The sequence below is a fragment of the Brevibacillus fulvus genome (genome assembly GCF_016908525.1).
Classification (GTDB): domain Bacteria; phylum Bacillota; class Bacilli; order Brevibacillales; family Brevibacillaceae; genus Brevibacillus_G; species Brevibacillus_G fulvus.
The window spans coordinates 77,486-97,686 of sequence record NZ_JAFBEB010000011.1; the positions used below are offsets into that span (position 1 = coordinate 77,486).

General features: G+C 48.0%; 18 protein-coding genes and 1 pseudogene. 17 read left to right on the forward strand and 2 right to left on the reverse strand.

Annotated features, from left to right (window positions below; all coding sequences use genetic code 11):
- The first annotated feature begins 242 nt into the window (after nt 1-242).
- From JOD01_RS14820 to JOD01_RS14855, 8 genes are all read left to right on the forward strand, one after another.
- Nucleotides 243-1,196: an ABC transporter permease gene (locus JOD01_RS14820; protein WP_204519090.1), complete on the forward strand. Its 954-nt coding sequence runs from the start codon at nt 243-245 to the stop codon at nt 1,194-1,196.
- Nucleotides 1,193-2,137 carry an iron chelate uptake ABC transporter family permease subunit gene (locus JOD01_RS14825; RefSeq protein WP_204519091.1) on the forward strand — a complete coding sequence of 315 codons (945 nt, stop codon included), beginning with the start codon at nt 1,193-1,195 and terminating at the stop codon, nt 2,135-2,137. Before JOD01_RS14820 ends, JOD01_RS14825 begins: the two co-directional genes overlap by 4 nt.
- Nucleotides 2,131-2,889 carry an ATP-binding cassette domain-containing protein gene (locus tag JOD01_RS14830; RefSeq protein WP_204519092.1) on the forward strand — a complete coding sequence of 253 codons (759 nt, stop codon included), beginning with the start codon at nt 2,131-2,133 and terminating at the stop codon, nt 2,887-2,889. The genes JOD01_RS14825 and JOD01_RS14830 overlap by 7 nt, the downstream gene beginning before the upstream one ends.
- 29 nt (nt 2,890-2,918) lie before the next feature.
- The gene (locus JOD01_RS14835; RefSeq protein WP_204519093.1) at nt 2,919-3,887 is read left to right on the forward strand and encodes a siderophore ABC transporter substrate-binding protein; all 969 of its coding nucleotides are present in this window, start codon (nt 2,919-2,921) and stop codon (nt 3,885-3,887) included.
- A 227-nt stretch (nt 3,888-4,114) separates the two neighbouring features.
- Nucleotides 4,115-5,530 (forward strand): PTS mannitol transporter subunit IIBC, encoded by a 1,416-nt coding sequence (locus JOD01_RS14840; protein ID WP_204519094.1) that lies wholly within the window; start codon nt 4,115-4,117, stop codon nt 5,528-5,530.
- A gap of 133 nt (nt 5,531-5,663) precedes the next feature.
- Nucleotides 5,664-7,760, forward strand: a complete 2,097-nt coding sequence (locus JOD01_RS14845; protein WP_204519095.1) for a BglG family transcription antiterminator — start codon at nt 5,664-5,666, stop codon at nt 7,758-7,760.
- Nucleotides 7,761-7,763: 3 nt separating this feature from the next.
- On the forward strand, nt 7,764-8,198 hold the full coding sequence (locus JOD01_RS14850; protein WP_204519096.1) for a PTS mannitol transporter subunit IIA: 435 nt from the start codon (nt 7,764-7,766) through the stop codon (nt 8,196-8,198).
- A gap of 2 nt (nt 8,199-8,200) precedes the next feature.
- Complete coding sequence (locus JOD01_RS14855; protein WP_204519097.1) at nt 8,201-9,349, forward strand: mannitol-1-phosphate 5-dehydrogenase; 1,149 nt, start codon at nt 8,201-8,203, stop codon at nt 9,347-9,349.
- A gap of 163 nt (nt 9,350-9,512) precedes the next feature.
- Here JOD01_RS14855 and JOD01_RS14860 read toward each other — a convergent pair.
- Nucleotides 9,513-10,432 (reverse strand): annotated as a pseudogene (locus JOD01_RS14860) (transposase).
- A gap of 508 nt (nt 10,433-10,940) precedes the next feature.
- Here JOD01_RS14860 and JOD01_RS14865 point away from each other — a divergent pair.
- From JOD01_RS14865 to JOD01_RS14880, 4 genes are all read left to right on the forward strand, one after another.
- Entirely contained in the window at nt 10,941-11,357 is a 417-nt protein-coding gene (locus JOD01_RS14865; RefSeq protein WP_204519098.1) for a BlaI/MecI/CopY family transcriptional regulator, read from the forward strand.
- Nucleotides 11,358-11,359: 2 nt separating this feature from the next.
- Nucleotides 11,360-12,208 (forward strand): M56 family metallopeptidase, encoded by an 849-nt coding sequence (locus JOD01_RS14870; protein WP_204519099.1) that lies wholly within the window; start codon nt 11,360-11,362, stop codon nt 12,206-12,208.
- A 66-nt stretch (nt 12,209-12,274) separates the two neighbouring features.
- Nucleotides 12,275-12,961 (forward strand): DsbA family protein, encoded by a 687-nt coding sequence (locus tag JOD01_RS14875; protein WP_204519100.1) that lies wholly within the window; start codon nt 12,275-12,277, stop codon nt 12,959-12,961.
- Nucleotides 12,958-13,416, forward strand: a complete 459-nt coding sequence (locus tag JOD01_RS14880) for a disulfide oxidoreductase (protein ID WP_204519101.1) — start codon at nt 12,958-12,960, stop codon at nt 13,414-13,416. The genes JOD01_RS14875 and JOD01_RS14880 overlap by 4 nt, the downstream gene beginning before the upstream one ends.
- Before the next feature lie 67 nt (nt 13,417-13,483).
- On the opposite strand, the gene JOD01_RS14885 is transcribed toward JOD01_RS14880, so the two are convergent.
- Nucleotides 13,484-13,804 carry a winged helix-turn-helix transcriptional regulator gene (locus JOD01_RS14885; RefSeq protein ID WP_204519102.1) on the reverse strand — a complete coding sequence of 107 codons (321 nt, stop codon included), beginning with the start codon at nt 13,802-13,804 and terminating at the stop codon, nt 13,484-13,486.
- A gap of 154 nt (nt 13,805-13,958) precedes the next feature.
- Between JOD01_RS14885 and JOD01_RS14890 the strand changes: the two genes are divergently transcribed.
- From JOD01_RS14890 to JOD01_RS14910, 5 genes are all read left to right on the forward strand, one after another.
- On the forward strand, nt 13,959-14,741 hold the full coding sequence (locus tag JOD01_RS14890) for a DODA-type extradiol aromatic ring-opening family dioxygenase (protein ID WP_204519138.1): 783 nt from the start codon (nt 13,959-13,961) through the stop codon (nt 14,739-14,741).
- 1 nt (nt 14,742) lies between these two features.
- Nucleotides 14,743-15,165: a DoxX family protein gene (locus JOD01_RS14895; protein WP_204519103.1), complete on the forward strand. Its 423-nt coding sequence runs from the start codon at nt 14,743-14,745 to the stop codon at nt 15,163-15,165.
- A 32-nt stretch (nt 15,166-15,197) separates the two neighbouring features.
- The gene (locus tag JOD01_RS14900; RefSeq protein WP_204519104.1) at nt 15,198-15,395 is read left to right on the forward strand and encodes a CDGSH iron-sulfur domain-containing protein; all 198 of its coding nucleotides are present in this window, start codon (nt 15,198-15,200) and stop codon (nt 15,393-15,395) included.
- A 203-nt stretch (nt 15,396-15,598) separates the two neighbouring features.
- A complete protein-coding gene (locus tag JOD01_RS14905) occupies nt 15,599-18,715 on the forward strand; it encodes a hybrid sensor histidine kinase/response regulator (RefSeq protein ID WP_239565476.1) in 3,117 nt (1,038 codons plus the stop codon).
- Nucleotides 18,716-18,748: 33 nt separating this feature from the next.
- Nucleotides 18,749-19,882 (forward strand): response regulator, encoded by a 1,134-nt coding sequence (locus JOD01_RS14910; RefSeq protein ID WP_204519105.1) that lies wholly within the window; start codon nt 18,749-18,751, stop codon nt 19,880-19,882.
- Nucleotides 19,883-20,201: the final 319 nt, after the last annotated feature.

Below are 20,201 nucleotides of genomic sequence, written 5' to 3' on the forward strand. Positions count from 1 at the left end.
AGCTTACTTTACCGATAGTATACCTGTCCAACTGCCCCTGTACTCGTTTGCATCTTCCTGTAAAAAAAATTCGATATACATTAAAAACAGAACCGGTTTTACAGGTAAAGCAGATTGACAAATCAGTATAAAACGGTATAATCATAACTGTCAAATTAATTGATAATGAATATCATTATTGCTCAATTCACTCCAATAATACATATTTCGCACTGCTGCAGTGCCGGGTGAAAGGAGGACATATGAAAATAAGATATTTGCTTCCAGCATTGATCGTACTCGCATTTGCCTCCTTGTTTATTGGAGTAAAAGATATATCGCCATTGGATTTGTTCGATTTGTCCGATGACAAAGCGCGGGTCTTGCTGATCAGCCGGGTGCCGCGTTTGATCAGTATCCTCATAGCAGGGATCAGCATGAGCATTATCGGCCTGATCATGCAGCAGCTGAGCAGAAACAAATTCGTGTCGCCGACCACCGCTGGGACAATGGATTCGGCCCGTTTTGGCGTATTGGTATCGCTGATGGTGTTTACGAATGCCTCGCCGTTGGAAAAAATGCTGGTCGCTTTTGTATTTTCTCTGTTGGGCACCTTGATCTTTATGAAAATTTTGGACAAAGTGAAGTATAAAGATACGGTGTTTATTCCTTTGGTCGGATTGATGTTTGGCAATATTGTCAGTTCGATTACCACTTTCTTTGCCTATAAGTACGATCTGATTCAAAATGTGTCTTCCTGGCTGCATGGCGATTTTTCGATGATCATCAAAGGCCAGTACGAACTTCTCTATATCAGCATTCCGTTGGTGTTGATCGCTTATCTGTTTGCCAACAAGTTTACGATCGCCGGGATGGGTGAGGAATTTTCCGTGAACCTCGGCTTGAATTACAAGCGTATCGTCAATCTTGGTTTGATCATTGTAGCCTTGATCTCATCTGTCGTCATTCTCACGGTCGGAACAATCCCGTTTTTGGGCTTGATCATTCCCAATATCGTCAGCCTGTATCACGGCGACAACTTGAAAAAAATCTTGCCTCACACCGCTTTGCTGGGTGCGGTTTTTGTCCTGTTTTGCGACATACTTGGCCGCGTCATCATTTATCCATATGAGATCTCCATCGGTCTGACGGTTGGAGTCATCGGAAGTGGCATTTTTCTGTATTTACTATTAAGAAGAAAGGCATATGGGTTATGAAAGCCAAGTTTACTGTGCTGATCGTATTGGCGATCGTGTTGATTCTGGCATTTTTATTTGTTGATGCGGGCGGAAATTGGGATTATATCATACCGCGAAGGCTGAAAAAGATATTGGCCATCGTGTTGACCGGTGGTGCGATTGCTTATTCGACCATGGTGTTTCAAACGATCACCAACAACCGCATTTTAACGCCGAGCATATTGGGGCTCGATTCCCTCTATATGTTCATCCAAACTTTGGTCATTTTTTTCTTTGGTTCGACCAATTTGACGATGGCCAACAAAAATATCAATTTTTTGATCTCGGTTGGCTTGATGGTCGTTTTTTCCGCGATTCTTTACAAGCTGCTGTTTAAGCGGGAAGGGCAAAACATTTATTTCCTGCTGTTAATTGGCCTGATCTTTGGTACGTTGTTTCAAAGCATGTCCTCCTTTATGGAGGTGTTGATCGATCCGAATGAGTTCCTGACGATCCAAGACCGGATGTTTGCCAGCTTTAACAATGTCAATTCAGAGATTTTGCTGATTTCTGTCATTGCCATGCTGATTTTGGCGTTGTATTCCGCGAGATTCGCCAAATATTTGGACGTCTTGTCGTTGGGCAAAGATCATGCGGTCAATCTTGGCCTTGATTATGACTATGTGGTGAAAAGGATGCTGGTTGTCGTCGCCATCCTCGTCTCCATCGCCACCGCGTTGGTTGGCCCGATTACGTTCCTTGGGTTGCTGGTGGCCAATGTTACGCAGCAAATGTTTAAAACGTATTCGCATAAAGTGTTGCTGAGCGGCTCGATCTTGATCAGTATTGTGGCCTTGATCGGGGGACAACTGGTTGTCGAACGAGTGTTTACCTTCTCCACCACGATCAGCGTGATCATCAATTTCATCGGTGGAGTGTACTTCATCTACCTTCTGTTAAAGGAGAATAAGTCGTGGTAGAAGTAAAAAATGTCTCCAAGAAATACGGAAACAAACACGTTGTCGAGAACGTTTCGATTCAGATCGCCAAGGGAAAAATCACTTCTTTTATCGGGCCGAACGGAGCGGGCAAAAGCACGCTGCTGTCGATGATCAGCCGCTTGATTTCCAAGGATAGCGGCCAGATTGTGATCGATGGCCACGATATCACACAGACGAAAAGCAATGATTTGGCGAAAAAAATATCGATTCTGAAGCAGTCCAATGACATCAGCGTGCGTTTGACGATTCGCGAGTTGGTCTCGTTTGGCCGGTTTCCGTATTCCCAGGGACGGTTGACCAAGGAAGACTGGAAGTATGTCGATGAAGCGATCGCCTATATGAGATTGGAGGATATCCAGGACAAATATTTGGACCAGCTGAGCGGCGGACAGCGGCAGCGGGCGTACATCGCCATGGTTTTGGCGCAGGATACGGAATACATCCTGCTGGATGAGCCGTTGAACAATCTCGATATGAAACATTCGGTGCAAATTATGAAAGTGCTGCGGAAAATGGTCGATGAGTTGGGCAAAACGATCATTATCGTCATCCACGATATCAATTTTGCCTCTTGCTACTCCGACTTTATCGTTGCCTTGAAAGACGGCAAGGTCGTGAAGGAAGGGACGATTGACGAGATTATCAATACGCCCACCCTGCAAGAGATTTACGATATGGAAATTCAGGTTGAGACCATCAATCAAAACAAGATTTGCATTTATTTCAACTAGCAAAAAAATACAGCACAAAGGTGGTTCCTATGAAAAAATGGCTTTTGCTCTTGTTTACTGCGATGCTGGCAATTTTTACGGCAGCGTGCGGCTCCAACGGTTCAGCTCCTGCGGCGGCGACAGCGGAAACGCAAACTACTCAGGCAAGCACGGAAGAAGTAACAATCAAGCATCAACTGGGTGAAACCAAAGTGAAGAAAAATCCGCAAAAAGTGGTCGTTTTTGACTTTGGCGTTTTGGATACGCTGGACAAATTAGGGGTGGAAGTGGCCGGCGTGCCGCAGAATAACCTGCCTTCTTACCTGTCCAAATATAAAGACAGCAAATATGCAAACATCGGCGGAGTGAAGGAACCGGATTTTGAAAAAGTCAATGAAATCGCTCCGGACCTGATTATCATTTCCGGCAGACAGCAGGATTCGTATGAAGAGTTCAGCAAGATTGCCCCGACTTTGTATATGGAAGTTGATACAAGCAAATATATCGAGTCATTTACCAGCAACATGAAGACATTGGGCGAAATTTTTGGCAAAGAGTCGGCGATCGAGGAAGAGCTGGCGAAATTGAACGAAACGATCAAAGCGGTCCACGAGAAAGTTACCGCCAGCGGCAAAAATGCGCTGATTGTTCTCGCCAATGAAGGCAAAGTGAGCGCTTATGGAGCCGGTTCGCGCTTTGGGCTGATCCACGATGTGCTTGGCTTTACCCCGGCAGACCCGAATATTGAGGCTTCGACACACGGCCAAAGCATTTCCTTTGAGTATATCGCGGAAAAAGATCCGGACTATCTGTTTGTGATCGACAGGGGAGCCGTCGTTACAACCGGTAACGGAGGATCTTCAGCCAAACAGGTGATCGAAAACGACCTGGTGAAACAGACAAAAGCCTATAAAAACGGAAATATCGTTTACCTGGATCCGAACTACTGGTATTTGGCCGGCGGCGGATTGGTCTCCGTGCAAGGCATGATTGATGAAGTGGCCAAGAGCGTAAAATAACAGATGCAGAAAAAGCGACCCTCTCAGGACGGTCGCTTTTTTGTTTTTCAATCACCATGTATATAACAAACCGGATGCAAGCCATTCTATTAAATGATGGCAACATCTGTTGCGACGAAATCCGATTTTCAATTTATTGAAACAATAATGTAAACGCTTTATATTTGTAGCTAGAAAAGCAAAATAAAACTTTGGCAACAAATCACACAGAATAGGGGGGAAATATTATGGCAAATGCCGTCAATCAAGCGGAATCCGCTGGGGCGCGCGTCCGAATTCAGAAGTTCGGAAGATTTCTTAGCGGAATGGTGATGCCCAACATTGGGGCGTTTATTGCTTGGGGCTTTATTACTGCATTATTTATTCCTACCGGTTGGATACCGAATGAACATCTGGCCAAGCTGGTTGACCCGATGATCAAATACCTCCTCCCGCTGCTGATTGGTTATACAGGCGGGAAGATGGTCCACGATACGAGAGGCGGAGTTGTCGGGGCTGTTGCGACGATGGGGATTGTTGTCGGTTCCGATATTCCTATGTTCCTCGGAGCCATGTTAATGGGGCCGCTCGGCGGCTGGGTGATGAAGAAGGTAGACAAGCTGTTTGAAGGAAAAATCAAATCCGGATTCGAGATGTTGGTCAACAACTTCTCCGCTGGTATCGTGGCAGCGATTTTGGCACTGATCGCCTATAATGCCATTGGTCCGGTAGTGGCTGGTCTCAGCCAAGCACTTGCTGCGGGAGTAGGCGTGATCGTAAATGCAGGTTTGTTGCCGTTGGCCAATATTTTCATTGAACCGGCTAAAGTGCTCTTCCTGAACAATGCGATCAACCACGGAATTTTAAGTCCGATCGGATTGGATGAAGCAGCAAAAACAGGGCAATCCGTTTTCTTCCTGCTTGAACCAAATCCGGGTCCTGGTTTGGGTATTCTGTTGGCCTACTGGCTGGTTGGCCGCGGCAGTGCCAAACAATCTGCACCCGGTGCAGCGATTATCCACTTCCTCGGAGGGATTCACGAGATTTACTTCCCTTACATCCTGATGAACCCACGGCTGATTTTGGCGGTAATCGGCGGCGGCGTGACCGGGACGTTAACCTTCCAGCTCCTTCACGCCGGATTGGTTGCCGTACCTTCGCCGGGCAGTATTTTTGCCTTGATGGCCATGGCGCCAAAAGGCGGGCTGCTTCCGGTATTGGCTGGTGTAGCGGTGGCAACGATCGTATCGTTTTTGATCGCTTCCGCCTTGCTGAAATTGAGCAATAAGAACGAGGAAGAAGAGGACTTGCAAAAAGCCACAGAGAAAATGCAACAATTGAAAGGGAAACCGGCAGCTGTTCAAACAGCAGCGCCTGCGGCTGCCAAAGCAGTCAACAAAGTTGTCTTTGCTTGTGATGCCGGTATGGGTTCCAGTGCAATGGGCGCCTCGATTCTGCGGAAAAAATTCAAGGATGCCGGACTCGATCGGATTACGGTGACTAACACCGCGATCAATGAACTCCCGGCTGATGCAGATATCGTCATTACGCAGCGGACGTTGACCGAGCGGGCACAAGCCAAACTGCCGGAAGCCGAGCATATTTCCATTGAGAACTTCCTGAGCAGCCCAGAGTATGATCAATTGGTTGAACGTTTAAAATAACGAAGGTCACGCTAGTTATGGCTATGCCGACTAGCGTGAACTCTTTTTTCATTTTCGGGGCCGAAAAGCCAGGGCAAGCTCTCCGGGCTTCCCGATTCGTTTGCTGCCCAGGACGGGGTAAAGGGGGATGAAAATGACGGTTACCTCCAGACAGCGTTTGATTTTAAATGTATTGTTAGCAGAACCGCAGGGCGTCACTGTTCGGGAGATCGCCGAGCAGGTGGAAGTCAGCACCCGGACGGTTCATCGGGAACTTGGCGAGCTGGAACATCTGCTGGCCGACTATGACTTGCGTTTAACAAAAAAAGCGGGCATCGGCATTTTTCTGGAAGGTGACCTGGAGAAAAAAGAACAACTGCAGGCTTCCTTATACAACCAAACCAGCATCGAGTATACGCCGGAGGAGCGAAAGCTGCTGATCCGCTGCCAACTGTTGGAAGCGACCGAACCCGTTAAACTGGTTGCCTTGTCCTACGATTTGAAAGTGACCACGGCTACGATCAGTTATGATTTGGACGAACTGGAAGACTGGTTTGCGAAATATGAACTGACTTTGATTCGCAGAAGAGGCTATGGCGTCGAGCTGCACGGAGCGGAATCGGCCAAACGCAAGGCAATGAGCGACTTGATTGCCGAGCATCTGGATGAGTTTGAACTGTTGGGCGTTTTGAAAGAGAATATTCAGTCCAAATCGTTTCGACATATTAACACGGTCTCCGAGCGCCTGCTGGGATTGATTGAAAAAGAGAAGCTGTTCGTCATTGAAGATACATTAAACAAAATGGCTGGCGAACTGCCTTATCCGTTGGCCGACAGCTCGTTTATCGGCTTGGTCATTCACCTGGCGCTGGCGATCGAACGAATCGAGAAAGGCGTACAAATCAATTTTGATGAAGAAGCGCTCGCCGAATTGCGAAATACGCCAGAGTACGGAATAGCCGAACAAATCATTCACCATTTGCGCAATGTGTTTCAACTGGACATCCCCGAAGCGGAAATCGGCTACATTACCATGCATTTGCGCGGTGCCAAATTGCGCAGTACATATGAGCAGCATGCGGAGCATCGGAACATGGAACTGGCGGCAAAAGTGGCGCAACTGATCCATCATTGTGAACAAAAGCTGGGTGTGTCGTTCCACGAGGATCGAACGTTGCTGGAAGGGTTGCTCATCCATCTGGAACCGGCCATTTATCGGGTGCAAAAAAATATGAAGATAAGAAACCCGCTGCTGGGAGAAATTAAAGACAGGTACAGCGAGTTGTTTCGGGTCGTGAAAGAAGCAGTTGCGCTTGTGTTTTCGGAATGGACGGTTCCCGATGAGGAAATCGGCTATCTGGTGATGCATTTCGGCTCTTCGCTGGAACGGATGGCGCAGTCCGGCCAGCGCCATCGCGCCTTGATCGTCTGTTCGAGCGGAATCGGTTCCTCCAAGATTTTGGCAAGCCGCATCCGGAAGGAATTGCCGCATATCCAGCCGATCCAAAATGTTTCCTTGTTTGAAATCGATCGGGTGCCGACCAGCCAATACGATTTCATCATTTCGACGATTCCTTTGCCAAAAGACAAAGCAGACTACATATTAGTGAGTCCTTTGCTGACAAAAGAGGATATTCAAAATATCGATCAGTTTCTTCGGCAAAAAAGTTATCGTCCCGTTCACAATGGATTGTCGATGATCGAAGAAGAGCAGCAGTTGCTGGCAGAACTGAAAGAGTGGCGGGATTCGCTGCATTATGCGATTGAAATCATCGAGAGCATTCGCTGTGAAGAACTGGGCAACGCCGGGCTGGCTTTAAACCAGGTGGTTGCGGAGATCTGCGAACGGCTGGAAGCGCAGCAAGTGCTGACCGATCAGGAAGCAGTCGCCCGCAAGTTGTTGGAACGAGAAAAGCTGGGCGGATTGGGCATCCCCGGGCCAAAACTGGCGCTGTTTCACAGCCGCAGTGCAGAGATTGCCAAACCATCTTTGACGCTCTATTATTTATCACATCCTTTGACACTCCAGTCCATGGAAGAAAAGAAGATGGAAGTCGATAAACTGCTCTTTTTGCTGGGCCCGCAGAGCATGCCAAGGGAAGGATTGGAGATTTTGAGCGAGATCAGCGCGCTGTTGATTGAAGAGGAGATTGTGCCAATTTTGACGGAGCGCAGTCAACAGCGGGTGCGCGCTTATTTTTTAAAACAGATATACAAATTTATAGGAGAAAAGCGAAACAAGGAGAGATAACCCATGAGTCAAATAATGTCCACTGATAAAATCAAATTAGACGCAAACGTTGCCAGCAAGCAGGAAGCCATCCGTTTGGCCGGGCAATTGCTCGTTGACGGACAGCATGTGACCGCCGATTATATCGACAAAATGCTGGAGCGCGAAGAACTCACGACCACTTATATTGGAAATGGCGTGGCCATTCCGCATGGCACAAGCGAGTCGAAACCATTTATCAAATCGTCGGGAATTTCCATCGTGCAAGTTCCGGGCGGAGTGGATTTTGGCGGCGGGAATACCGCTTATTTGGTCATCGGAATTGCCGGAGTCGGCGACGAACATTTGGAGTTGTTGTCCAATATCGCGATCGTATGCTCAGAAGCGGAAAATGTGGACAAATTGGTAAAAGCGTCGTCGGCCGCTGACATCATCGACATCTTCGAGAGGGGGATGTAAGCATGTTAGCGATTCATTTTGGCGCCGGTAATATCGGCAGAGGTTTTATCGGCCAACTGCTGAATCAGGCGGGCTATGAGGTTTGTTTTGTCGATGTAAATCAGGAGCTGGTTGATGAAATCAATCGCCGCAAAGCCTATACAGTAAAGCTGGCCAACCAGGAACAAACTGCGTATTCCATCGAGGGCGTGCGCGCGCTGCAAAGTCAAAACGAGGAAGAGGTCGCCCGGGCGATTGCCGGGGCAGACCTGGTGACGACGGCTGTCGGACCGAATATCCTGAAGCTGGTCGCACCCGTTATCGCCAAAGGGATTTCGCGAAGATTGGCGGAAAACAAACATCCGCTCAATGTGATCGCCTGTGAAAACATGATTGGCGGCAGCAGCGCCTTGCGTTCCTTTGTTGAGCAACACTTGACCGCTGCGGAGCAAGAGCTGGCCAAGCAGCAAATCGGATTCCCGGATGCTGCCGTTGACCGGATTGTCCCGCTGCAAAAACATGAAGACAAATTGTTGGTTACGGTGGAACCTTTCTTTGAATGGGTAGTGAACGAGTCGCAGGTAAAAGGCGAGCTTCCAAAGGTGGAGGGGATTACCTTTGTCCCTGATCTCGAACCATATATCGAACGTAAACTGTATACGGTGAATACCGGGCATGCTGCGGTGGCCTATCTGGGCTATGTGCGGCAAATCGAAACGGTAAACAAGGCGATTCTGCAGGAAGATATTGTGAACCGGACGCGTCAGGTGCTGGAGGAAACGGGAGCTTTGCTCGTAGCCAAGTATCAGTTTGATCGCGCACAGCATGCCGCCTATATCGAGAAAATAATCGGACGGTTTCAAAATCCATTTATCTCCGATGAGGTAACTCGTGTCGGAAGGTCGCCTATCCGCAAGCTGTCTCCCCAGGATCGTTTGACCGGACCTGCCCTGCAAGCTTTGCAGTATGGCATTCGTCCCGTTGGGTTGACCGGCGTGATCGCGGCTGCTCTGCTGTTCGACTACCCGGAAGATCCGGAGGCGCTGCAGCTCCAGCGAGATTTGCAGGAAACCGGGTTGGCCGCTACGGTGGAAAAGTACACCGGCATCACTCCCGATCACGAGTTGTATCCGTTAATTGAAAGCCAATACGAAAGTTTGCGAATGAAATAGAAATAAACGCCAAACAAGCCCCTGTCTGCAAAAGCGACGACGTAAAAAATCGCTGGCAGCAGGAGAGTCCTGCAAAATACCTCTGTTGAGGTTTGCGGATCGGGTAACCCACACTATTTTTTTACAAAAAAGGACTTTAACGAAAAATGCAGTCCATTCTCCTTTAAGAGACGGGCTGCATTTTTTCTGCCAATTTTATCATCCGTTTTACATTTACGACGAAAGTCGTAAGTATTGCCTGTATTCGCATACGAAAGAGACCACGGTACTTGGCCTTGGTCATCCCATGATACCTTTTTAATTCAGCATTTTTGTGCTCAATAATCGGTCTGCGACGAATACGTTCTTTGAACGTATCGCTGTTTTCAAACTCGATTTACGCCTTGTAGGGTTCCGCCACGATCCGGATGGAGTAGGTCTTGCTCTTCGCTCCTGGTTTGAAACAGCCTTTCCCAAGTGGGCATGTCTTACATTTCTCCGTATCGAAGTAAAAAACGAGAGAACGACTTTTGCCACTCTGCTTGCTTCCTTGGACAGCCTTTCGGATACTATGTTGTCCTGCCGGACAAATAACAAAGTCTGCATCAGTTATCTTTACCCGAATATGCGGTGTCAGCAATCACTTCTTGTACTTCTATTCCCACGTCAAGCGATTGGTTCAAAAGTTCTTTGAATTGGTTTCCGTCATCCGTACTTCCTCCGGTAACCTCGGGAGTTTCTTTTCAAGTTTTGGATGCTTTTTCACCACAATACGGAATAAGCGCTTCGCCGCATCTCGCAGTACTTCAAGAGGCTTTTGTTTTGGCGAAGCTGCCAGTGTATAAGTGGAATCCACGATGATCGTCTTTGATTTCACAAGTCCTTTTTCGATGCACTGACGTACAACCGATTTGAGTACCTCGTCTACGGCTCCGGCTCGTTAGCTGGTCTTCCGTAATGCTCACAATAAGAAGAACGAACCAATTCATGAATGAACGTGAAATCGACGATTTCATTGATTTTACGTAATGGGTGATCCACGGGAATCAGTTTATATAATTCGGCATGGAAGGATGCCGTGATTTGTTTAGAGGGCTGTAGCAATGGTTCCAACTCTTTCGTTTTCTTTTTATTGTACATCAAAACCCGGTGTCGAAGCGGCACTGGGTTTCAGCCTGTTGAAAACCTACTGTTTCGGAGGAGAAGCATGTTTCCAGGCCGAGCGACTAGCGGAGTCCAGCCGAGCGGAACAGCGAAGCCCGGGGAGACAGAAGCGCAATCCATGAGTAACCTTCGGAGCTGCGCGCCGTTTTGCGCTTCCCCCGGGATCGCTGTGGAGCGGACAGTTTCACATCCTTGCAGGACGTAGACCGGAGCGCAGATCGGAAACATGCTTCTCCCCACTACAGCTACATTCTCGATAATTGAAATCCCAGTACCTAAGGGCACTAGGGTTACGGTTTACAGATATTAGGTGGACTTTTGCAGGGCTCTCCAGCAGGGGCGTTTTTTTTAAAACGCTTGCCGAACTTCTGCGGAGAGTTTGGCCGAGAGAAAATCTTGACGCTTTGTCCAACTATCACTACAATCAGTAGTGTGAGGTGCAAAAAGGATGAAGATACAGAAATTTAAATATAATGAAAGCGGCCTGAATCGGTTTTTCGGACCGCTGGAAGCCAAGGTGATGGAGATTCTCTGGAACCAACCGGGGGAAATGACGATTCGCGAGGTTCAGCAGCAGTTGGAGGCGGAAAAGCCGATCAATTTCAATACCGTCATGACCGTGATGAATCGGCTGGTCGATAAAGGCTGTTTGCGAAAGAGAGCGGATGGTCGCGTCACGATGTATCGCCCGGTCTTGACAAAACAGGCGTTTCTCGAGCAGCAATCAAGGGAACTGACGCATGATTTGCTTGAGGAATTCGGCTCACTGGTCGTCAACCATATGCTCGATGCGCTGGAAGAAGCAGACGAACAGCTGTTGGAGAAACTTGAGAAACGAATAAAAGAATTAAAAAAGGAACAATAAAGATGGGAAAAATGCGCTCAAAGCTTGTTTTTGCGATTGCCATCAGCATCGCCGGGATGTTGATTGCCCAGATGGTGTTGTACACGTTGCACATGGTTTTCCACTGGGATACGCGGTTCAATCTGATTCAGGTTTGCCACAGTTTCTTGCGGAAGTGGGGAATGGTCTCGCTGAGCTATGCGTTGAATGCCTTGGTTCTCTATACGCTGCTGCTTGCCGTATTGCTGGTGGGCCGACAAATTTATTTGACCGTTCGTTTTACCCGTCAGTTTCAACGGCTGGCGGATTGGAGCGTCACAGGACGGCTTTGCCAGAGATACAAGCTGCGGGACAACTCGCTGCTGGTGATTGCCTATCCGACACCGCTTGCGTTTACGATGGGGTTTCTATATCCCAAAATCGTGCTGTCCGATGCTTTGCTTCAGCTGTTGGATGACAATGAGCTTGATGCCGTTGTTTTTCACGAACGGTTCCATCAGAAACATCGCGATCCGCTGAAAACATTTCTGCTGACCGTTTGCGCGGCGGTTTTATGGTATGTGCCCATCTTAAGCTGGCTGCGCAGCCATTATCAAATGCTGCGGGAAGTTTTGGCTGACCGGGAAGCGATCAACCGGATCGGAACAGCCGCTGATCTGGGCAGCGCTTTGTTAAAGCTATGGAAAAAAAGCAGACAGGCAGCGTTGCCGTTTGTTCACGTCTCGTTTGCCGATTCGATCATTAATTATCGGATTCGCCACATTTTGAATCCGTCTGCCGAATTGTCGTTTCCGCTGCCGGTTCGGCAATTGCTCATATCGTTTCAGGTGTTTGTCTTGTTATGCTTCTTGTTTTGTATGGCCCGGTTGTAACGGGACAGGGCCGAAGTCAGGAGAGGAGAGATAAAATTGAAGAATAGCGCTGCCAGGAAAAATTATATGGAACAAAAAAACCAGGTGCGAAAGAAACAGCAAGCGGCAAGGAAATGGTTGATCGCGGGTACTGCCGTTGTGGCGCTTGCGGTCATCCTGCTGGTGATTTTCTCCAAACCGAGCGCGGGCGAGCCTGCCAATTTTGCTTATGATCAGCTGCCGATGCAAGGGGATGCCAATGCGCCTGTCAAAATTGTCGAATTCGGCGATTACAAATGCCCCTCTTGCCAATATTTTGCGCAACAGATTAAGCCGCAGCTGATAAAAGACTATGTCGATAAAGGGCAAGTATCGTTTTATTTTATGAATATGCCAATCATTGGTCCGGATTCATATACCGCTGCGCTGGCTGCGCAATCGGTTTACCACCAAAACGAAGAGGCGTTCTGGAAATATTACGAGGCCCTTTACAACAACCAAGGCAACGAGCAGACGGAATGGGCAACGCCTGATTTTCTCGCGTTGCTGGCAAAAGAATTAAAGCTGCCGATCGATCATGAAAAATTGCAGCAAGATATTGCCCAGCAGACATATATGGACGAAATTCAGCAACAGAGCCAACAAGCGGATCAGCTTCATGTGAACGGCACGCCGGCGCTGTTTATCAACGGGCGCCCGTTCGCCAATGTGTTTGACTATGATGCATTGAAAGCGGAAATTGAGAACACGTTAAAGGATGTAAAGACGAAATGATAATCGGGCGATTTCTTCAGCGAAATGCGCTGTACCTGGCTTGGCTCGTCTCCTTGGTGGCAATGGGGGGCAGCTTGTATTTCAGCGAAGGATTGGGCTTTATTCCCTGCAAGCTTTGCTGGTTTCAGCGTATTTTTATGTATCCGCAAGCGATCTTGTTAGGAATCGCCAGCTATCGAAACGATCGCGGTGTGATTCCCTATCTGCTGCCGCTCAGTATGGTCGGGGGATTGATTTCCCTGTATCACTACGCGGAGCAAAAAGTCCCCGGGCTAGCGGAGTGGATGCCCTGTACAGCAGGGGTACCTTGCAATCAAAGCTATATCAATTGGTTCGGCTTCATCACGATTCCTTTTTTGGCGTTGCTTGCCTTTCTGTTCATCAGTTGTCTCTTGTGGTTGGGAAGAGAAAAGAATCGTGCAGCCGGAGAAAATCAGAATGAAAACGCAGCCTGAACCAGTTGCCGCAAGAAACCGCTTGTTCGCCGAGGATGGAAGCAAGCGGTTTTTCCTTATCCAGCCGTTAGTCGGTTTCCTCATCCAGTTCGATCCATTCAGAAGACCATTTTTCAATTTCGTGTATTACCGTTTGTAAGGCAAGACCTTTTGCCGTGAGAGAATATTCGATTCGCACTGGTGTGTCGGGATATACGTCCCGTCTGACGATGTTTTCCTGTTCCAGCTCTTTTAACCGTTCTGACAACAGTTTGGCGCTGATCGGCAAAGCGGATTCAATCGTACAGAAGCGTTGCGGACCGGGCAATAGCTGATGAATGATCAAACCCGTCCAACGTCTGCCGAGCAATTGCATCCCTTTTTCAAATCTGGGGCACAAGCTGTTCATGTTCTGTTCACCTCGCTACGGCTTTATTATATATTAATATATTTTAATAAGGAAATAACTTAAATATAATTAATAACTTGACTAACGTACATATTAAAATTAAACTAACTTACATAAAGTAACCTTATTGCTATTTCGAAGGATGTGAGTGAGTATGCTGCCCTCCCTGTTTTTGGCACACGGGTCGCCTATGCTGGCTTTGGAAGATACCGCGTATACCCGATTTTTGCGTGACCTTGGGCAAACCTTCTCCCCGAAAGCCATCGTCATTTTCACCGCCCATTGGGAAAGCGAGCGATTGACGATTTCTTCTCGGGATGATGAATATGAGACGATTTATGATTTCTATGGGTTTCCAGAAGAGCTGTACCGAATTGAGTATCCAGCCAAAGGTTCGAGCCAGCTGGCAGCCAGATTGCAACAGATGTTTGCGGCGGCAGGAATCGCAGCCGATCTGGATAAAACGAGAGGTCTGGATCATGGCGCTTGGACGTTGTTGTACCGAATGTATCCAACAGCGCAGATTCCAGTGGTACAACTCTCCGTCAATCCGTATTTGTCAGCAGAAGCGCAGTATCAAATTGGCCAAGCGCTGCGAAGTCTTGGCGAAGAAGATATTTTGGTCATCGGCAGCGGAGTGACGGTTCATAACTTGCGGCTGGTCCAATGGGGACAATCAACCGCGGAACCATGGGCGGTCGAGTTCGATGACTGGCTCTTGGCCACGCTGGGCAACAGGGATCTGGCGACATTGTTTGACTATGCGCGTCAAGCGCCGCATGCCCACAAGGCGGTGCCGCGGCCAGAGCATTTTGTTCCATTCCTGATTGCGTTGGGCAGCGGAGGAAACGAAGCAACCGTACTCCACCGAAGTTATGACTTGGGCAGTTTAAGTTATTTGTCGATCGAGTTTTCGTCTGAAGGAGGAATCAGTTAAGATGAATCGAAAACAGGATGTAGGGATCTTGATTTTGCGTTTGGCGGTCGGACTAACGTTTTTTATCCACGGACTGATCAAATTTCAAAGCGGGCTTGGCAATATCGGGGGCTTTTTTGAAAGTGTCGGCCTGCCCAGCTTTCTCGCTTACATCGTCGCCATCATCGAAACATTTGGCGGGCTGGCAGTCGTTCTCGGCTTGGCTACGCGTTTCGTTGCCGTGCTGTTCTCCATCGTGATGATTGGCGCCATCATTACTGTCAAGCTGCCCGGCGGTTTCACCGGGAACGGCCAAGGAGCCGGCTACGAGCTGGATCTGTTGTTGCTGGCCGGGTCCATTTGTCTGGTGTTGACTGGTGCAAACGGGCTTTCCCTGGACAGGGTGTTCTTTCAAACAAGCGATGCGGAAAGCATATCGGACTGAGGAATATCTGCCGATGAGAGGGGGTGACCGTAGTGTCGGAGATCAGAATCAAAGTGAATGATAATGGACCCTTGCTCGTAACCGGCAACATTGAATTGCTGGATGGAGAAGGCAACCGCATCGAAACCAAACGGGCGACGTACTTGTGCCGCTGTGGACTTTCTCAAAACAAACCGTTTTGCGATGGCTCGCATACCGGAAAATTCGAGAGTCTGGTTCGAGCAAAATAAAATAGCTAGCGTAGCCGTATTGCAGCTGCAGGAAAAGTTCTTTGGGAGCTTTTCCTGCAGTTTTTTTATGGACTCGTTTTTATCCGGTGTTTATTGTTCGTGGTGGAAAAATTTCAAATTGACACAAAATGCTTAAGTAAAAAGTTACCATCTCCACGGGAAAGGGGTATAATTTTCAAATGGGAGAGGAGAGACTTGGGCTTATGGTGAAGAAGGAACAGATGATGACGAAAAAGAAAATCTTTCTCCTTATTAGTCTGTTCGTCATTTTACTTTTTTCAATTCGAACCGCTTGGTATAGTCTGCTCGCGAAGCCGAATTTTTCAGGTGCTGTTCACGGTGTGCTGGATTTGCGGAATTTCGACTTTGCTGCGGACAATATCCTGACATTGAATGGGCAATGGGAATTTTATCCCTACCAATTTCTCTATCCGGACAATCAGTTGGGGAAGGATCGTCACAACAATCGGACTTTTATTCAAGTTCCCCAAAACTGGGCAGCTACCTTGAATCCGGAGACGAATTCCAAGCTTGGCTATGGAACCTATCGTCTGCGCATATTGGTCAACCCCGATCCCCATCGCGTATACAGCATCAAGCTTTCTTACATCGTATCGGCATCCGCTGTTTATGTAAACGGGCGTTTGGTTGGCGGTTCTGGCAAGCCGGGGGAAAGTCCCGAGCAAAATTTTGCCCGCAATGTACCGTATACGGTTTCTTTTACCTCGGACAAAAGCGAGTTGGATCTCGTCGTTCAAGTGGCCAATTACGACCATGACAGGCGGGGAGGAATAACCACTTCGCTCAAAATGGGAACAGCGGAAGCGATCGAGCAGGATAGATGGTTCTCGATTTGTATGCAGGTGATCGTTTGCGCCGTCTTGGTGCTCCATGCGATTTACGTTTGCATACTGTTTATCATCGGCATCCGCGAGAAGTCTCTGATTTCATTTTTGCTCCTTATCTTGTTTACATTGATGATGACCCTCATAGATGATGACCGATTGCTGCTGGACTGGTTGCCAATCGATTATGCGTGGTCCATTAAACTTTCATACATAGCCATTATCGGAGCAGCGGCATTCCTGATGCTTTTTGCCAAAAGTCTTTTGGCGACCTCCGGGAAAGCTTTGGTTTTTCGCAGTTTTTTTTGGATTTGTTCGATTTCCGTGTTGCTCATAGCGCTTACGCCCGCCTATGTGACGACCGATCTGGCCGGTTTTTATTTTGGACTTTCCCTGATCGCCAGTATCATCTTGCTTTGTTTGTCTATTAAAACTGCGCTTACCAAAGACGAAGATGCGATCTTTATCGCTTTGGGGATTTCGAGTATCCTGACCAACGTCCTTGGCGGCTATCTGAAAGCGTATAAGTGGCCGGATATTGGCTACTATCCGGTCGATCTGATCGTCGCTTTTCTGATGTTCGCCTCCTACTGGTTTAAGCGGTATTTTCGAACTTCGCTCCGCACCAGCGAACTCGCCGTTCAGTTGCAAGCGGCAGACAAGATGAAAGATATTTTTCTGGCGAATACATCCCATGAATTGCGAAATCCGTTACACGGTATGATCAATATTGCTCAATCTTTACTGGAAAACTGGGATAACCCGCGCGGTGAAAAAGGAAAAGAAACCTTGCAGATGATCATTAAGGTTGGCAAGCGAATGTCCTTTTTATTGAATGATTTGTTGGATATAACGCGTTTGCAAGAAAATCGGATCAGTTTGCATGTACGCCCTATACGGATTCAAGCGCTCGCGGCTGGTGTCATCGATATGGTACAGTTCATGCTTGAGGGCAAACCGATCCGACTGATTAATGCCATACCAGACGATTTTCCTGCTGTCGTCGCAGATGAAAACAGGCTTATGCAAATCATGTTCAACTTGCTGCATAACGCTGTGAAGTATACGCAAGAAGGAAGTATCACTCTCCAGGCAACCATGGACGGGGAACTGGCAACCATCAGCGTTATCGATACGGGCATTGGCATGGACGAACAGACGAAACAGCGGATTTTTCTGCCGTATGAACAGGGCAACGAGGCCACAACCGCGATGAACGGCGGTATGGGTTTAGGGCTGAGTATTACAAAGCAACTGGTGGAATTGCACGGAGGGACAATTGTGGTCTCCGCCGTTCCCGGACAAGGATCGCATTTTCGCTTTACGCTTCCGCTTGCGGCCGAAGACGTTCCGCTGCCAGAAGATCGACCGATCATCCAGCCGGGAACGATGGGGCAGCAAGAAACGGCGGCTGCCGCTCCGCTCGTCGCAAATGAAGGAACAGACAGTGAGGATGCGGACGTTTCCGCGGATCGGCCAAACATTCTGGCCGTTGACGACGATCCGGTTAATTTGAATGTGCTAAAAAGCATTCTTCCCTCGGACAATTATGAAATTATTACAGCGACCAGCGGGGAAGAAGCGCTTTCCCTGCTGGAGTTGCGGGAATGGGATTTGGTTATCGCCGATGTGATGATGCCGAATATATCCGGGTATCAACTCTCTCGCTTGATTCGCAAAAGGTTTCCTTTATCGGAATTGCCGATTTTGCTGCTGACTGCACGCGGTCAGCCGGAAGATATCCATACAGGATTTCTGGCAGGTGCCAACGATTATGTAACAAAGCCGGTGGATGCACAAGTATTGCGGTCTCGTGTACAAGCCTTGACGGACATGAAGCAGTCGGTACGGGAAAGGCTTCGGATGGAAGCTGCCTGGCTCCAGGCACAGATTAAACCGCATTTTTTGTTCAACACATTGAATACAGTAGCTGCCTTCCATTTGAAGGACCCCGATCGGATGAGTGAGCTCTTGGAGGCTTTTGGCAACTACTTGAGAGCAAGCTTTGACTTTCGCAATTCGCAGCGTTTGGTTTCGCTTGAACATGAATTAGACTTGTTGCGCTCCTACTTATATTTGGAGCAGGAGCGTTTTGGGGACAGGTTGAACATTCAGTGGGAGATCGATGAAAAACTGAATGTGCAGATTCCGCCGCTGTCCATCCAGCCGCTTGTCGAAAATGCGATCCGCCACGGCGTCTTGAAGCGGGTTCGGGGAGGAACGGTATGGCTCCGGATTACTGCTGTAAAGGATCATGTACAAATCACTGTGACCGATGACGGGGTAGGAATGGACGAACATACCTTGCGCACCCTGTTCGATGGGAACCATCCAAAAAGGTCAGGGATTGGCCTGCTAAACACAGATCGACGTCTGAAGCAAATGTACGGGAAAGGTTTGCAGATGGAAAGCAGGCCCGGGCTGGGAACTACGGTGTCCTTCAGCGTACCCAAGCAACTGGCGAGCGAAATTTGATATAAACTCGGCAATAAATATGGGGAGTAATCGATGAGAACGATCCTTATTGATGATGAACACCATGCGCTGGATATTCTTCAACGACAACTGCAAAAAGTCGCTGATATCAAGGTAGTAGGAACATATACAAACCCGTTGGCTGGTAAAGAACACATCTTGAATGACGAGGTTGACCTGGTGTTCCTGGACATCCATCTACCCGAAATAAATGGCATTGAATTGGCAGAGCAGATCGCGGAAAAAAGGCCCAATTTGCCCATTGTTTTTGTGACAGCTTATGATGACTATGCGATCAAAGCATTCGAATTAAATGCACTGGACTATCTGCTGAAACCGGTAAAAGCAGAAAGACTCGCGAAAACCGTTCAGCGGGTCAGAGAGCAGCTGGCGGGGAAACCGTCGATTGATTCGGTATCGGCCAAGCATGGACTGCGAATTAACATGTTTCAAAACTTGTCGATCTTATCTGGGGATGGGCAAACGGTACCGGTGCGCTGGCGTACGGCCAAAACGCAAGAACTGTTTCTCTATTTGCTGCAACATCGGGGACAACTTGTCCGGAAAACGGCGTTGACCGATTTGCTTTGGCCCGAGTATGAGATAGATAAAGCTTTTTCGCAATTGTACACAGCGATTTATCATATCCGGAAAACAATGGAGCCGTTTGCTGCCTGCGTCCAAATTGCCAATATGATGGATGGTTATGTTCTGAATCTCGAAAATGTCAGGTTGGATGTGGAACAGTGGGAAAAACACATGCAAGCGGAGCAGCCGGTCACCGCCGAAACGATTCAGGACTATGAAAAACATATGGCCCTCTATGCGGGGGATTATTTGCAGGAACATGACTATTGGTGGGCAGAAAGCGAACGCCAAAGGTTGAAGCTGGTCTGGTCACGAATTACTTTTGAGCTGGCTGAATGGTATGTGTCTTGTCAACAGTACGAAAAAGCCGTGGAGAAGTATCTGGAGATTTGCAATCGGCTGCCGCTTGCGGAAGAGGCGCATTTTGCCCTCATGAAAATATATGCCGCGATGAACAACCGCGTCTCTGTGCATTTCCAGTACCGTCAGCTTTCGACATTATTAATGGAAGAATTAAACGAACTGCCCAGTCCAGCGATCAATGATTGGTATCTGGAATGGAAGGAAACGAAGGAATGAACAGCAGCCCGTTCATTCCTTTCTTAATTTTTAACCGATGAACCGGGCTGTATCCATGTTTGTATAAGATTGTCGAGAATTTGTAAAGGACATTCAAAGAGAATATAGGTAGAGTTATGGTAAACGATTCAGAGAAAGAACCGTGGCGGCGAGTCCCGGCCTTCTATCCGCAAACTTTGCGGTTTTTCCAAGAAGTTACCTCTTGAGGAGTTTCATAGTGAAGTTATAATGAGACAAGCTTGCATGATTTTGTAGCCTCCCGCCATTCATCATGTTCCACTATCCCTTGATTCAAGCGGAGCCTTTTTTAAGGATGCAA